This is a genomic window from Duganella violaceipulchra, from assembly GCF_019166075.1.
GTDB lineage: Bacteria > Pseudomonadota > Gammaproteobacteria > Burkholderiales > Burkholderiaceae_D > Rugamonas > Rugamonas violaceipulchra.
In genome coordinates this window covers 357053-372687 of the sequence record NZ_JAHTGR010000002.1, presented here as the reverse complement: position 1 = coordinate 372687, position 15635 = coordinate 357053, and the positions used below count along the sequence as shown (strand labels likewise).

At 66.0% G+C, this 15635-nt stretch carries 13 protein-coding genes; 11 read left to right on the top strand and 2 right to left on the bottom strand.

Going from position 1 to position 15635, the window contains the following annotated elements; genetic code table 11:
• The first annotated feature begins 2 nt into the window (after positions 1–2).
• The gene (locus KVP70_RS04615; protein WP_229224594.1) at positions 3–1397 is read left to right on the top strand and encodes a YfcC family protein; all 1395 of its coding nucleotides are present in this window, start codon (positions 3–5) and stop codon (positions 1395–1397) included.
• Positions 1398–1502: 105 nt separating this feature from the next.
• On the opposite strand, the gene KVP70_RS04610 is transcribed toward KVP70_RS04615, so the two are convergent.
• On the bottom strand, positions 1503–1928 hold the full coding sequence (locus KVP70_RS04610; protein ID WP_217940902.1) for a GNAT family N-acetyltransferase: 426 nt from the start codon (positions 1926–1928) through the stop codon (positions 1503–1505).
• A gap of 98 nt (positions 1929–2026) precedes the next feature.
• Between KVP70_RS04610 and argH the strand changes: the two genes are divergently transcribed.
• Both argH and KVP70_RS04600 read left to right on the top strand, forming a co-directional pair.
• A complete protein-coding gene (gene argH, locus KVP70_RS04605) occupies positions 2027–3424 on the top strand; it encodes an argininosuccinate lyase (RefSeq protein WP_217940901.1) in 1398 nt (465 codons plus the stop codon).
• Positions 3425–3428: 4 nt separating this feature from the next.
• The gene (locus KVP70_RS04600; RefSeq protein ID WP_217940900.1) at positions 3429–4085 is read left to right on the top strand and encodes a DUF6445 family protein; all 657 of its coding nucleotides are present in this window, start codon (positions 3429–3431) and stop codon (positions 4083–4085) included.
• Between the two features lie 6 nt (positions 4086–4091).
• Here the strand turns inward: KVP70_RS04600 and KVP70_RS04595 are convergent, their stop codons facing one another.
• On the bottom strand, positions 4092–4748 hold the full coding sequence (locus KVP70_RS04595; protein WP_217940899.1) for a hypothetical protein: 657 nt from the start codon (positions 4746–4748) through the stop codon (positions 4092–4094).
• 765 nt (positions 4749–5513) lie between these two features.
• Between KVP70_RS04595 and KVP70_RS04590 the strand changes: the two genes are divergently transcribed.
• The 8 genes from KVP70_RS04590 to KVP70_RS04555 all read left to right on the top strand — a co-directional run bounded on the left by KVP70_RS04590 (position 5514) and on the right by KVP70_RS04555 (position 15633).
• Positions 5514–8051, top strand: a complete 2538-nt coding sequence (locus KVP70_RS04590) for a M4 family metallopeptidase (protein ID WP_217940898.1) — start codon at positions 5514–5516, stop codon at positions 8049–8051.
• Between the two features lie 215 nt (positions 8052–8266).
• Positions 8267–9469 (top strand): type II secretion system F family protein, encoded by a 1203-nt coding sequence (locus KVP70_RS04585; RefSeq protein WP_217940897.1) that lies wholly within the window; start codon positions 8267–8269, stop codon positions 9467–9469.
• A 32-nt stretch (positions 9470–9501) separates the two neighbouring features.
• Complete coding sequence (locus KVP70_RS04580; protein WP_217941161.1) at positions 9502–11157, top strand: GspE/PulE family protein; 1656 nt, start codon at positions 9502–9504, stop codon at positions 11155–11157.
• A complete protein-coding gene (locus KVP70_RS04575) occupies positions 11144–12022 on the top strand; it encodes a hypothetical protein (RefSeq protein WP_262311786.1) in 879 nt (292 codons plus the stop codon). Before KVP70_RS04580 ends, KVP70_RS04575 begins: the two co-directional genes overlap by 14 nt.
• A complete protein-coding gene (locus KVP70_RS04570; RefSeq protein ID WP_217940896.1) occupies positions 12019–12579 on the top strand; it encodes a PilN family protein in 561 nt (186 codons plus the stop codon). The genes KVP70_RS04575 and KVP70_RS04570 overlap by 4 nt, the downstream gene beginning before the upstream one ends.
• Positions 12567–13163: a type 4a pilus biogenesis protein PilO gene (locus tag KVP70_RS04565; protein ID WP_217940895.1), complete on the top strand. Its 597-nt coding sequence runs from the start codon at positions 12567–12569 to the stop codon at positions 13161–13163. The genes KVP70_RS04570 and KVP70_RS04565 overlap by 13 nt, the downstream gene beginning before the upstream one ends.
• Positions 13160–13696 carry a hypothetical protein gene (locus KVP70_RS04560; protein WP_229224593.1) on the top strand — a complete coding sequence of 179 codons (537 nt, stop codon included), beginning with the start codon at positions 13160–13162 and terminating at the stop codon, positions 13694–13696. The genes KVP70_RS04565 and KVP70_RS04560 overlap by 4 nt, the downstream gene beginning before the upstream one ends.
• Complete coding sequence (locus KVP70_RS04555; protein ID WP_217940894.1) at positions 13693–15633, top strand: secretin GspD/PilQ domain-containing protein; 1941 nt, start codon at positions 13693–13695, stop codon at positions 15631–15633. Before KVP70_RS04560 ends, KVP70_RS04555 begins: the two co-directional genes overlap by 4 nt.
• The last annotated feature ends 2 nt before the right edge of the window (positions 15634–15635 follow it).

Genomic DNA, 15635 nt, shown 5'->3' with positions numbered 1-15635 from the left:
AAATGACCACTAAAAAATTCAAGCTGCCGCACACCTTCGTCCTGCTGTTCATCATCCTGGCCATGATCGCGGCGGCCACCTGGCTGGTCCCCGGCGGCAAGTACGACACCCACCTGGTCAACGGCAAGCAGTTGATCGATCCGGCCACCTTCCACTACATCGCCAGCGCGCCGCAGGGCGTGACGGCGCTGATGAAGGCGCCGATCAAGGGCTTCGTCGACGCCGCGCTGATCATCGGCTTCGTGCTGATCGTCGGCGGCGCCTTCTCGGTGCTACAGAAGACCGAGGCGGTCGATTCGATGATCAAGTCGCTGGCGCGCGCGCACGACAGCTCGGTGTTCATCCAGCGGGCGCTGATCCCGGTGTTCGTCACCATGTTCTCGATCGGCGGCGCCACCTTCGGCATGAATGAAGAAGCCATACCGTTTATATTGATTTTCGTGCCGCTGGCGCTGGCCCTGGGCTACGACACCATCACCGGCGTGTCGATTCCCTTCCTCGGTTCGCAGGTCGGCTTCTCGGCGGCGTTTTTGAATCCCTTCAACGTCGGCATCGCCCAGGGCATCGCCGGGGTGCCGGTGTTTTCCGGCTGGGCCTACCGGCTGATCGTGTGGGTGGTCGCCACCGCCATCACCATCGTGTTCCTGATGTGGTACGCGGCGCGCGTGAAGAAGACGCCGGAACTGAGCCCGACCTACGCGCTGGACCTGGACAAGCGCCGCGAGCAGCCGCACGGCCTGGGCGAGTTCCACGGCATGACCGGCCGCCACAAGCTGGTGCTGGCGATCTTCGTCGGCTCGCTGGTGATCATGGTGGGCGGCGTGGTCGGCTACGACTGGTACATCGACGAAATCGCCGCGCTGTTCCTGACCATGGGCATCGTCATCGGCCTGGCGGGCAGGCTCGATTCGGGCCAGATCGTCGAAGGCTTCATCCAGGGCGCGCGCGACCTGGTGGGTACGGCGCTGGTGATCGCGCTGGCGCGCGGCACCATGATCCTGGCGCGCGACGCCCACATCATCGACACCATGCTGCACTCCCTGATGCCGCTGGTGCAGTCGTCCAGTCCGATCTTCGCGGCGTGGAAGATGTTCGGCATCCAGACCGTGATCAATTTCTTCGTCCACTCCGGCAGCGGCCAGGCCGCGCTGACCATGCCGATCATGGCGCCGCTGGCCGACCTGGTGGGCGTGACGCGGCAGACCGCGATCCTGGCGTTCCAGTTCGGCGAGTTCACCACGCCGATGATACCGACGTCGGGCATCACCGTCGGCGTGCTGGCCCTGGCGCGCATCCCGTGGATCACCTGGGCCAAGTGGATGGTGCCGCTGCAGCTGATCTACGCCGTGCTGGCGCTGGCACTGCTGGTGCCGCCCTGCCTGATGAACTGGCAATAAACCACGGGGGGTCAAGTCTGACATTCGGACACGAGCTCAACTGTAATGCGCACTAAAGTTGAGCTCGTGTCCGAATGTCAGACTTGACCCCACTAATTTGGCGCCCTAATTGCTGTAGATGTTGGGGAAATAACGCTCCATCAGCGACGCCGGCCGGGCCGGCGGCGTGAAGCCGAACTTCTCGTACAGGCCGTGCGCGTCGCCGGTCGCCAGCGTGAAGCGGCGCAGGCCCTGCAGGTCCGGGTGGCCCAGCACCGCCTCCATCAGCTGCGTGCTGTAGCCCCGCCCCCGAAACTCCGGCAGCACGAACACGTCGACCAGGTTGGCGAAGGTGGCGCAGTCGGTCACCACGCGCGCGAAGCCGATCTGCCGCCCGTCCAGGTAGGCGCCGAAGCACAGCGAATTGTCGATCGCCCGCTCCAGCACCGGCAGCGGCATGCCGATCGCCCAGGTCGACTGTTCGCTGATAAATTGATAAATCAGCGGCACGTCCAGATCCGCTTTATTGGTGCTGATGTGCAGAGTCGTCATGATTTCGATAGCCAAAATGGTAATGTTGACATATTTTTGAGCAGCTTGCGGTTTATAATCGTTGTCGACATCAATCACACGCACAAGCCTTCCCCACTATGACAGCACAACTTTCCAAAAAAAGCGAAGCCTGGTCGGCCCGTTTTAACGAACCCGTTTCGGACCTGGTCAAACGCTACACCGCTTCCGTTTTCTTCGACAAGCGCCTGGCCAAGGCCGACATCCAGGGCTCGCTGGCCCACGCCGAAATGCTGGCCGCGCAGGGCATCATCAGCGCCGCCGACCGCGCCGAGATCGAGCGCGGCATGGCGCAGATCTCCTCGGAGATCGAAGCCGGCCAGTTCGAATGGCTGCTGGACCTGGAAGACGTCCACCTGAATATCGAAAAGCGCCTGACCGAACTGGTGGGCGACGCCGGCAAGCGCCTGCACACCGGCCGTTCCCGCAACGACCAGGTGGCCACCGACATCCGCCTCTACGTGCGCTCGGCGATCGACGACGTGGTCGTGCTGCTGGCCGCCCTGCGCGGCGCCCTGACCGACCTGGCCGAGAAAAACGCCGACACCATCATGCCCGGCTTCACCCACATGCAGGTGGCGCAGCCGATCACCTTCGGCCACCACATGCTGGCCTATGTCGAAATGTTCGGCCGCGACGCCGAGCGCATGGCCGACTGCCGCAAGCGCGTCAACCGCCTGCCGCTGGGCGCCGCCGCGCTGGCCGGCACCACCTTCCCGATCGACCGCCCGCGCGTGGCCAAGACGCTGGGCTTCGACGACGTCTGCCACAACTCGCTGGACGCCGTCTCCGACCGCGACTTCGCCATCGAGTTCACCGCAGCCGCCTCGCTGATCATGACCCACATCTCGCGCATGTCGGAGGAACTGGTGATCTGGATGAGCCCACGCGTGGGCTTCATCGACATCGCCGACCGCTTCTGCACCGGCTCGTCGATCATGCCGCAAAAGAAAAACCCGGACGTGCCGGAACTGGCGCGCGGCAAGACCGGCCGCGTGTACGGCCACCTGATGGGCCTTCTGACCCTGATGAAAGGCCAGCCGCTGGCCTACAACAAGGACAACCAGGAAGACAAGGAACCGCTGTTCGACACCGTCGACACCGTGGTCGACACGCTGCGCATCTTCGCCGACATGGCCGGCGGCATCAGCGTCAAGCCGGAAGCGATGCGCGCCGCCGCGCTGCAGGGCTACGCCACCGCGACCGACCTGGCCGACTACCTGGTCAAGAAGGGCCTGCCGTTCCGCGACGCCCACGAAGCCGTGGCGCGCGCCGTGCGCGCCTGCGACGACCTCAAGATCGACCTGTCGGAAATGTCGCTCGACCAGCTGCGCGCCTACTCGGCGCTGATCGACGACGACGTGTTCGCCGTGCTGACGCTGGAAGGTTCGGTCGCCGCGCGCGACCACGTCGGCGGCACCGCCCCCAACCAGGTGCGCAAGGCCATCGCCCGCGTGCGCGAGCAGCTGGCCAAATAAGGCAATGGCGCGCCCGACGCTCACCTATCGCAAACCGCAACTGGGGCGCGACTACTGGGTCATGGACAACATCCTGCCGAACGCGCAGGAGGTGGCCCAGCGCTGCTTCGCCCGCGAGGACTGGGAACTGGGCGCGCCGCATCGCCCCGAGCCGTGGCCCGGCATGCGCAGCAAGGGCGCGCTGCTGCCGGACGAACTGGCGCAGGTGGAAGCCTGGGTCAAAAAAGTCACCGGCGCCAAAAAGCTGTGGCAGGAAGCCACGCCGCAAGGCAGCACCCTCAATCACAACTACGTGCAGCTGGTGGGCGGGATCGAATCCGGTCCGCGCCCGCACACCGATTCCCTGAAACTGTGCCGCTACGCCGCAGTGATCTACCTGTCGCCCGATCCGCTGCCAGCGGCCGGCACCTCGTTCTACCGCCTGCGCTACCCGGACGGCACGCTGGGCGGCAATTACTGCAGCCCGCCGCACGCCAACCTGCGCGAGGCGCTGGGCGTGACCAGCCTGCCGCCGCAGGCCTGGCAGGAGGACCAGCGGGTCGACAACCAGTTCAACCGTATCCTGCTGTACCGCGCCAACCTGGTGCACTCGGCCAGCAGCTACTTCGGCTGCGACCACGACGACAAGCGCATGACCGCCGTGTTCTTCTGGATGGCCTGAACGCGCCTACTGGGTCACGATCTTCGATAAAACCGTGAACGCGGCGCCGGTCTGGTTCTGCTCCAGCAGGATGGTCAGCTCGGTGTAGGTGCAGATCATGTTGACCAGGTTGATCTTGTCCCACGCCAGCTGCTTGAGGATGGCGTGGTAGATGCCCGGCGTGCGGCTGGTGTCCGGGTTCAGGTGCAGCGTCACCGCGTTCAGGTTGTCCTGGCGCGCCAGCAGCCGCTCGCCGGCGAACACCTCCTCCACCATCGCCGTCAGCACCCGGCTGCAAATGACCATCACCTCGTTGACCCCGCGCGTGACCGTGACGAAGGCGCCGCGCATCGGCTCCGCCTTCGACAACAGCCGGCGATGGCATTCGTTGATGCTGTCCGAATAGCGGAAGGTGTACTCGGTCAGCTCGGTGCGGGTGGTCAGCTCGCCGGTCTTCTGCGCCAGCGCGAGCGGCTGGTTGCTGGCCTCCGGCAGGCGCTCGGCCACGCGCCGCAGCGCCATCACCACCGCCGCCTGGCCGACCGGCTTCCACATGTCGCTCTCGAGCTGCGGCTGCAACTGGCGCGCCAGCTCCGACAGATTAATCAAATTGCGCCGCAAACCCTCCGTGAGGAAGGACGACTCCATAACGATGCGTTCTACTTTGGTAGCAATCGACAGCATACAAGCTCCCCTGTCCGCGCGCCGGCGGACAAAATCGATACTGAACTGCAGGCGCTGCGCCAGGCGGCGCGCCTTGGTAGGCGCCCGCGCGGCGACGCAATCCCGCTGCCGGCGCCTCGGGTGGAGGCGCAGCGGCAGTCAGGGTGCGGCAAGCGGTGATGGTTGGAGGGCGATGCTAGGCCGGTGGCGGCGCCGTCGTGTGGGCGGCGCGCAGTGCGCGGGCGGAACTGACATTATGCGTTGGGTGTGCGGTCATTATTTTCTTCCTGTGGTTCCCGTTGCGCTTGTTACCAAGGGTCGTGCCCTGCGCTTTTTATATGCCAGTCACGAACCATAATCCGAGCTGGCATCAACTAGTTTAATTCGCAATATTAGAACTCTGCAACTACGATTTGCTGAAAATTTGGGCATTGTGTTGCGTAGCCACCGAAAATAGAGGGTCACCCCTAGTTCGTTGTTGATATAAGACAAACCTGGCCTATCGTGCGCATTCATGCGGCTTACATCTGGTATGGAGACTTCCGCCGACATGGTTTTTCCGCCCGCCGACGTGTCTCATTTCAGACATTTTTTTGTTCCGCGACTAATTTTCCAAGTTTTTTGACTTCGTCATCTCGACAGGAATAGTGTCGCCCCTACTCGCCGTTTTAGCCGCAAAAAACCGCTGTCAGGCCAACCGCCGACGCAGCGTCGGGAACGCCGAGTTGGCCACTATCCCGGCCAAGGCCGCACCTAGCGAAAACACATAGACCCCATGGAGAAGAGATGAATTTACGTAAGACCCTACTTGCTGCATCCATTGTCGCCGCACTGCCGATGATGGCTTCCAACGCAGCCCAAGCGGCGGCACAGCTGATGTCCGCGCCAGTGGCCCAGGCCTCTCCACAAGAGAGCGCAGGCCTGGTGTCCAAGCTGTCCGCGCTGGACAACCAGCGCGGCCTGTCCGCCGACCATAGCTTCCGCATCGCCAGCCAGCACCCCGGCGTCGTCGGCGAGAAGATCACCCGCGCCAACCACACCTTCAAGGGCCTGCGCGTATTCGGCTCGGAATCGGTGGTGGTCACCAACAGCGCCGGCGACATCGTCAGCGAGTCGGTGTCCGACCGCCGCACCGCGCTGAGCGCCCCTGCCGCCTCGGGCGGCGGCCGTTCCGCCACCGTCGCCCCGGCCGACTGGACCCCGACGCTGAGCGCCAGCGACGCCATCGCGCTGGTGGTCAAGGCCGTCGCGCCGAGCGGCACCCACCGCTGGGCGCCAAACGCCGAGCTGCTGATCTACCCGGTGATGAAATCGGTGCGCGTGGCCTCGGCCCTGAACAAGTCCGAGTCCGCCCTCAACGCGATGGACCTGGAAGAAGTGGTCGACCACTACGAGCTGGCCTACTTCGTCCAGACCCGCATGGCCAACAAGGGCAAGCCGGTCTACTTCGACACCATGGTCAACGCCAAGACCGGCGCCGTGATCGCCCAATGGAAGGCGCTGCAGACCGTGGTCGGCACCGGCAACAGCCAGTACAACGGCCAAGTCCCGATCCAGACCTCGCTGTCGGGCAGCACCTACCAGATGCTCGACTCCACCCGCGGCACCGGCGGCACCTACGGCGGCATGGCGATCACCAACGCCAACCACAGCTCGGCCAACAGCCCGGACGCCGGCAGCATCTACACCAGCACCAGCAACGTCTGGGGCGATGGCCAGAACTACAACGGCGGCAGCACCACCAGCGCCAACGGCCAGACCGCCGCGGTCAACGCGCTGTGGGGCTTGATGAACACCTACGACGCGCTGAAAAACGTGTTGGGCTGGCAGTCGCTGGACGGTAACAACACCGCCACCTACATCGCCGCCCACGTCGACACCGCCTACGACAACGCCTTCTACGACGACGGTTGCAAGTGCATGTACATCGGCGACGGCTCCAGCTTCTACAGCCTCGGTTCGATCGACGTGATCGGCCACGAGATGTCGCACGGCGTCACCGCCGCCACCTCCAACCTGAACTACTCCGGCGAATCGGGCGGTTTGAACGAATCGAACTCGGACATCGGCGGCGAGATGGTGGAAGCCTACGCCCGCGCGGGCGGCACCGGCAGCGTGATCCCGGCCACCGGCAACGACTGGATGATGGGCAAGGAGATCAGCAAATCCGGCCAGCCGCTGCGCTGGATGTACAAGCCTAGCAAGGACGGCGGCAGCCCGGACGCCTGGAGCAGCACGATCAAGAACCTCGACGTGCACTATTCCAGCGGCCCTAACAACCGCATGTTCTACTTCCTGTCGCAAGGTTCGAACGCCAGCTCGTCGAGCGACTACTACTCGAAATACCTGGTCAAGAGCCCGGCCGCGATGACCGGCATCGGCAACGACAAGGCGTTCCGCATCTGGTTCAAGGCGTTGACCACCAAGTTCACCTCATCGACCAACTACGCCGACGCCCGCACCAAGGTGCTGGCCGCAGCGACGGAACTGTATGGCGCGGGCTCGAAAGAAGTCATCGCCGTCACGCGTGCCTATGCTGCGATCAACGTCGGCGCCGACATCGACGAAACCGGCGGAACCGGCGGCGTGTCGATCACGACGCAGCCGTCCAACGTCAGCGTGACCGCAGGCTCCACCGCCTCGTTCAGCGTGGGCGCGGCCGGCGGCACTTCGCCGTACACCTACAAGTGGTACCGCAACGGCGCCGTCATCACTGGCGCCACCTCGGCCACCTACTCGCTGACGGCGCAGACGGCCGACAACGGCGCGGTGTTCAACGCCGTGGTCAGCGACTCGTCGTCGCCGGTCAAGACCGCCACCTCGGGCAACGCCACGCTGACCGTCGGCACCACCGGCGGCACCACCGAGCGCGTGACCAACGGCGGCTTCGAGTCGGGCGCCACCGGCTGGGCAGGCACCACCGGCGTGATCGGCAACTACAGCGGCCAGACCGCCTACGAAGGCACCAAGTTCGCCTGGCTGGGTGGTAACGGCACCACCGCGTCGGAAACCATCACCCAGGCGGTGACGATTCCTTCGACCGTGACCTCGGCCACGCTGACCTTCGCGCTGCACATCGACACCGCGGAAACCGGCAGCACCGTGTACGACAAGCTGGTGGTGACCGTGAAGAACAGCGCCGGTTCGGTGCTGGGCACCCTGGCCTCGTATTCGAACGTGAATGCGGCCAGCGGCTACCAGGTCCGCACCTTCAACATGAGCGCGTACAAAGGCCAGACCGTCACGCTGTCGTTCGCCATGACGGAAGACTCGTCGCTGCAAACGTCGTTCGTGGTGGACAAGGTCAGCCTGATCACCCAGTAAGTGTGCTACACAGCCCCGCCTGACCCGACGGGGCTGTTTTTGCCGGGGCGGCAGTCCAGCGCCGCCCCGTTTTTTTTCACCCGATTGAATAAGAAGGCGTTTCAAAATGAGCGTGGCGAGGCGCGGCGACGAAGACAGTGCGCCTGCACGGCAAGGAGCTGCAACGAAGCCACGGTCATTTTGAAACGTCTTCCAAGTAAGGCAGTACGCATGCGATGCAGTACCATCTCCAAGTGCAGGGTGGGCCCTCCGGCCCGCAAACCATAGCGATCGACGCCGCCAGCGAGGCGGAGGCGATCCGGCAGGCGGCGCGCAACGGCTGGCGCGTGCTGGCCATCGGCAGTACCGAATCCACTGGTGCGGGGGCGCGTGCGCCCGCGCGCCTGAGCAAGCAGCCCTTCCCGCTGCTGCAATTCAGCCAGGAGCTACTGGCCCTGCTGGAAGCGGGCCTGAACCTGAGCGAAGCCACCGCCACCTTGCTCAACAAGGAAACCCGCGGCGGCGCGCGCGCCACCTTGGCCGCGATCCAGCGCTCGCTGCAACAGGGGAAAAGCTTCTCCGACACGCTGGCCGACTTTCCGGCCGTCTTCCCCGACCTGTATGTCGCCACCGTGCACGCGGCCGAACGATCCGGCAATCTGCCGGAGGCGCTGGCGCGCTTCGTCGGCTACCAGTTGCAGTTCGACGCCATCCGCAAGAAGCTGGTCTCGGCCGCCATCTATCCGACCATGCTGCTGGTGGTGGGCACGCTGGTCACGCTGTTCTTGATGGGCTACGTGGTGCCCAAGTTCAGCGTGGTGTACGAAAGCTCGGGCCGCGAAATCCCGTGGGCCTCGCAGATGCTGCTGTCGTTCGGCCAGACGCTGGCCGCGCATCCGTGGCTGAGCGCCGGCGCGCTGGGCGGCGTGGTGCTGGGCGTGGTGTTCGGCCTCGGTAACGCCGCCATGCGCCGCAGGCTGGTGCTGGCCGTGCTGCGGCTTCCGGTGCTGTCGGCCAAGGCCGCCGAGTTCCGCCTGGCGCGCTTCTACCGCGCGCTGTCGCTGCTGCTGCACGCCGGCATACCGCTGTCGAAGGCGCTGGCGATGACCAACGCCATGCTGCTGCCGGAGCAGCAAGTGCAGCTGGTGCAGACGCGCCGCGCGGTGGAACAGGGCCTGCCGTTTTCCACCGCGCTGGAACAGAACGCGCTGGCCACGCCGGTGGCGCAGTCGCTACTCAAGGTCGGCGAAAACACCGGCCGCCTGGGCGACATGCTGGAACGCTCGGCCAAGTTCCACGACGAGGAATTCGCGCGCTGGGTGGACTGGGCCTCGCGCCTGCTGGAGCCCGTCCTGATGACGCTGATCGGCGTGGTGATCGGCGGCGTGGTCGTATTGATGTACATGCCGATCTTCGAATTGGCGGGGAGTCTGTCTTGAACGCACGCGAACCGGCTGTCCTCAGCCCCGAGATGCTGCACGGCGCGCGCGCCGCGGCGATGGCGCAGGGCCGGCCGACCATGGTGCTGCTGCAGGAAAGCTGCGGCCTGACGCCGGAGGAACTGACCCGCCAGCTGGCCAACCTGTTCTGCTATCCGGCCTGGCCGATGAGCAAACTGCAGGCGGCGCTACCGGCCTTCGACCTGCTGTCCTACACCGACTGCGCGCAGCGCGACTGCGTGCTGCTGCGCGACGCCGACAACACCGGCTCGGCGCCGGTGCTGGTGATCGGCAATCCGTTCGCCGAAGACACCTTGCAGTGGGCCGACTACGCCATCGGCTGCGCCTACAGCGTGGCGCTGGCCCATCCAGACGACCTGACCGCCTACCTGGTGCAGCAGGAGAGCGTACAGCAGGCCATGCAGGACATGATGGAAGACGGCAGCCACGGCGAGCTGACGGACCTGGACCAGACCATCGAGGACATCTCGCTGATACGCATCAGCGAAGACAGCAGCCCGGTGGTCAAGCTGGTCAACTCCACCATCTACGACGCGCTCAAGTTCCAGGCCAGCGACATCCACCTCGAATGCGACGCCGCCAGCCTGGTCATCAAGTACCGCGTGGACGGTGTGCTGGTGCAGGCCGGCACGGTGCAGGGCTTGCAGATGGCGGAGCAGATCATCTCGCGCATCAAGGTGCTGGCGGAGCTGGACATCGCCGAGCGCCGCGTGCCGCAGGACGGCCGCTTCAAGGTGCGCGTCAAGGGCAGCGAGATCGACTTCCGCGTCTCCATCATGCCCAACATCTTCGGCGAGGACGCGGTGCTGCGCCTGCTGGACCGGCGCGCGCTGACCGAGGCCGCCGCCGCGCTGCGGCTGGAAAGCCTGGGCCTGAACGACGACGCCATCGTCCAGATCCGCCGCCTGGCCGCCAAGCCGCACGGCATGCTGCTGGTGACCGGGCCGACCGGCTCCGGCAAGACCACCACCTTGTACGCCGCCATCACCGAGATCAACACAGGCCGCGACAAGATCGTCACCATCGAAGACCCGGTGGAATACCGGCTGCCGCGCGTGCTGCAGATTCCCGTCAACGAGAAGAAGGGCCTGACCTTCGCGCGCGGACTGCGCTCCATCCTGCGCCACGACCCGGACAAGATCATGATCGGCGAGATCCGCGACGACGAAACCGCGCAGATCGCGGTGCAGGCTTCGCTGACCGGCCACCTGGTGTTCACCACCGTCCACGCCAACAATGTGTTCGACGTGGTCGGCCGCTTCCTGCACATGGGCGTGGACCCATACAGCTTCGCGGCGGCGCTGAACGGCATCGTCGCCCAGCGGCTGCTGCGGCTGAACTGCGAGCACTGCGCGGTGGAGGCGGCACCCGATCCGCAGGACCTGATCGACAGCGGTTTGGCCGCCGAGGCCGTGCGCGACTGGCGCTTCAAGGCCGGCGGCGGTTGCGGCCATTGCCGCGGCACCGGCTACAAGGGCCGCAAGGCCGTGGCCGAGGTGCTGATACTGAACGACGCCATGCGCGAGATGATCTGCACCCGCGCACCGGTCAGCCGCATGAAGGAAGAAGCCGCGACCATGGGATTCCGGCTGGCGCGCAGCGCCGGGCTGGATCTGGTGCGGCTGGGAGAAACGACTTTACTGGAGCTCAATCGTGTCACTTATTGAACGTCTGTTCCCGCTCGTGCAGCGCCGCCTGCGCGTGCTGCTCGCGCCGCAGCAGCTGTTGTGCGTGGTCCGCCACGGCAGCCGGCTGGTGGCAGGCAGCGCGCGGCACATCGCGGTCGATGGCGCCGGCGGCCGCTGGCCAGCCGCCGTCGACGCGCTGCGCGCGCTGCTGCAGCAGCCTGACATCGCGGCGGCCAGGCTGCCGCTGGAGATCAGCCTGTCGGGCCGATGGAGCCAGCTGGCGCTGGCGCCGTGGAGCGACGCGCTGCTGTCCGAGCCGTCGGCCAGCCGCTTCCTGCAAACGCAGCTGGCGGCCCTGTATGGCGACAACGCGCGCGGCTGGAGCGTGGTCGGAGACGACGCGCCTTACGGCCACACACGCCTGGTCTGCGGCGTCGACAGCACGCTGCTGCAAGCCCTGAAGGACGTCGCCGCCGAATGCGGCCACGCCTGCCGCGTGATCGAACCGCTGCTGGGCACCGCGCTGCGCGCGCAGCAAGCGTCGCAACCGGGGCTGCTGGGCAAAGGCACGGCCGCCGCCACAGGCGCGCTGGCGCTGATCGAACCTGGCCGCATCACGATGGCTGCGCTGCGCGACCACCGCATCGTCGCCATCCAGTCGCAGCCGGCCAGCGAGGCGTGGCGGCTCGAACTGCCGCAAGCCTGGCAGCGCTGGACCTTGCGCGCCCCCGAACTGGCAAGCATCGAGCAGGTCGTTGTCACGGACCTGAGCGCACTGCCGCCGGCGGCCGCTGTGCATCTCGTGCCCAGCGCATTGCCCTCGCGCTTCCGCCTGAGCACCAATCCGTTCGGTGAATGCGCCGCCATCACCGTCCCTGCGGCATCGGCGGAGGTGGCCGCATGACGCACCTGAACTTCCTGCCACGCGCCACGCAGCCCACCGGCTGGCGCCTTGCCTTGCTGGCGATCGGCGTGTTGATGCTGCTGCCCGCCGCCGCCAACTGGATCTCGCAAGTGCAAACCGTCAAACGGCTGGAGGCGCGGCTGGACGCGCAAGCGGCCGCCACACAACCAACGCGCTTGACGCGGCCCGCGCTGGCGCCTGCGCAGCAGCACGAACTGGATCTGCAGGTGAAGGCGGTGGCCGAAGCGGTTCGCCAGCTCAACCTGCCGGTGACGCGGCTGATCAAGGCCATCGTCGCACCGGCCGATGTGCGCGTCGCCCTGCTGGCACTGGACCTCAACGGCCAGCCACCGCAGGACGGCGCCGACACCGCCGTCCCGTCCGGCGCGCTGAAGATCGCCGCCGAAGCGGAGACGGCGCAAGACATGATCAACTACCTGGCCTTCCTCAACCAGCAGCCGATGTTCCGCTCCGTGTACCTGGTCAAGCACGAGATGGCGGCCGGCGCCGGTGAACGGCCCTATCATTTTCAGCTGGAGGCCCAATGGCGGCAATGAAATCCGGCGCGCTGCCCAAGCTGAAGCTCGCGCCCAAGCTCGCACCCCGGCTGGCATGGCAAACGCGCCGTCTGCTGCGCCAGGCCGGTCCCGGCGCGGTGGCGGGCATCGCCTGCGCGCTGCTGGCCGTGCTGGCGCAGTGGCACGCGACACAGCTCGACCAGCGCCAGGCCGCGTTGACGCGCCAGCTCAACGCCGCCGCCCGCGCCGCCGCCATGCCGCACACACCGGCGCCGACGGCGGCCGGCAGCGTCGCCGCCTTCTACGCCTACCTGCCCGCGCACGACGCCATCCCCGACCAGCTCAAGGACCTGGTGAAGGTGGCGCAGCAAAGCGGCATCGCGTTGAACAAGGCGGAATACAAGCCAGAACTGGACGCCAAGGCCGGCTTCCTGCGCTACCGCATCACGCTGCCGGTCAAGGCGGATTATGCGAGCGTGCAGCCCTTCATCATCGGCGCGCTGCAAGCGCTGCCGACGCTGACGCTCGATTCGGTCGCCTTCAAGCGCGAGCAGATCGAGTCCGGCGAGATCGAAGCACGCATCCAGTTTGTGCTGCTGGTGCGGCAGGAGGCGCGGCGATGAGAAAGATCGTGATCGGCGCCGCCGCCGTCGCAACGCTGCTGGCAGCATGGTTCGCGCCCGACCAGGACGGTGGCGTGGTCGGCCCCGCCGCCGCCACCACGCGCGAAGCCGCGCCGGCGCCAGCGGCTGTCGTCGCGCCCCCGGCCAGCGCAGCGCCGGCAGCGGACGGCATCGACCTGCAAATCCACCCACGCGTCGCCGACGACGAAATGGGCAACGTCTTCGCCAAACAAAGCTGGGCGCCAGAGACACCCAAAAAAGTCATGATGGACCAGGCGCAGGCACAGCAAACCGCGCAACAAGCCAGCGCGTCTTCCGGCCCGCCTGCCCTGCCCTTCCAGTTCATGGGCCGCTTCACGGATGAAGGCAGGACCGCCTACTTCCTGCAAATCGACGGCCAGAACGTCGTCGCCCGTCCCGGCGAAAAAGTTAACGACAGCTACCTGCTCGACAGCGTCAGCGACAACACGATGAACTTCATCTACCTGCCGCTCAATCAGAAACAAACCTTAGTCGTAGGGGACACCAATTGAAATCGACCGCCCACCGCCTGCACGTCCTGGCCGTCACGCTGCTGCTGAGCGCCTGTGCCGGCAGCCAGACCTTCAAGGAAGGCAACGCCCTGCTGGACGCGGGCCAGATCGACCAGGGCCTGGCCAAGCTGGAACAGGCCTCGCGCGATGATCCGCACAACGCCGAGTACCGCATCGTGCTGCTGAACCGCCGGCTCAAACTGGTCAACGCCATGAACGGCCAGGGCGACACGCTGCGCGCGAAAGGCATGGCCGCCGAAGCCGGCGCGATGTACGACCGCGCGCTGGCGCTGGACCCGTCCAACCAGGTGGCGCGCCAGGGCAAGGCGGCGCTGGAGCAGGACCAGCGCCAGCAGAAGGTGGCGGGCGACGTGGAGGCGCTGGTGCAGCGCGGCGGTGACGCCAATCTGGCGCAGGCGCAGGAGCTGCTGCGCCCCCTGCTGGTGGAACGCCCCAACCAGCGCGACCTGCTGCGCCTCAAGACCCTCGTCAGCGACGCCCAGACCCGCCTGCGGCCCGCCAGCGGACGACTGGCCATGGCCTACCGCAAACCGGTCACGCTGGAGTTCCGCGACGCGCCAATACGCGCCGTGTTCGATTTCATCAGCAAGGTATCGGGCCTGAACTTCGTGTTCGACCGCGACGTCGATCCCAACCTGCGCGCCACCATCTCGGTGCGCGACACCAGCATCGAGGAAGCCATCGGCATGCTGCTGAGCGCCAACCAGCTGGAACAGAGCATCACCGGCGAGCGCTCCATCACCATCTACCCCAACAATCCGCAGAAGCAGAAGGACTACCAGCAGCTGCTGGTGCGCAGCTTCTTCCTGGCGAACTCCGACGTGAAGACGGTGGCGTTCTCGCTCAAGACGCTGCTCAAGGCGCGCGACATCGTCACCGATGAACGCATCGGCACCATCATCATGCGCGACACGCCGGAAATGATACGCATGGCCGAACGCATCATCGCCGTGCAGGACGTGGCCGATCCCGAAGTGATGCTGGAAGTGGAAGTGCTGGAAGTGAAGCGCTCGCGCATCCAGGAGCTGGGCGTGCGCTGGCCCGACACCGTCGGCCTGACCCTGCTGGGCAGCGGCCCATACGGCGCGCTGAACGTGGGCGACCTGCGCAAGATCAACGGCAGCACCATCGGCTTGGGCTTCGGCACCGTCACCATCAACGCCAACAAGAACGACACCGACAGCAATATCCTGGCCAATCCGCGCATCCGCGTGCGCAACAAGGACAAGGCCAAGGTGCTGATCGGCGACCGCGTGCCGGTCATTACCGTCACCACCAACAACGGCGTCAGCTCCGACAGCGTGAACTACGTGGACGTGGGCCTGAAGCTGGACGTGGAGCCGAACATCTACCTCGACGACGAAGTGGCGATCAAGATCAATCTGGAGGTCAGCAGCGTGGTCAAGGAGATCGTCAGCAAATCCGGCACCCAGGCTTACCAGATCGGCACCCGCAGCGCCGCCACCGTGCTGCGCCTGAAGGATGGCGAGACGCAGGTGCTGGCGGGCCTGATCAGCGACGAGGACCGCACCACCGCAAACAAGGTGCCCGGCGTGGGCGAGCTGCCGGTGCTGAGCCGCCTGTTCGGCACCCAGAAGGACGACTCCACCCGCAGCGAGATCGTGTTGTCGATCACGCCGCGCGTGCTGCGCTCCATCCGCCGGCCGGAATTGTCGGCGGCGGAGTTCAACTCCGGCACCGAATCCGATATCGGCGGCCGCAGCCAGTTGGGCAGCACGCTGGCCTCCGTGCCCGATACGGCGGCGGACATGGCACCCACGCCACGCGAAGCCGCACCGGCCCTGGCGCCAGCCGGCAGTTCGGGCATGACCGGCGGCGATGCTCCGCCAACGCCGCCAGCCAAGCCGGAACCGGTCAACCCCGTTCCCTACACGCCGCCGAAGAAAGGCCAATAGCC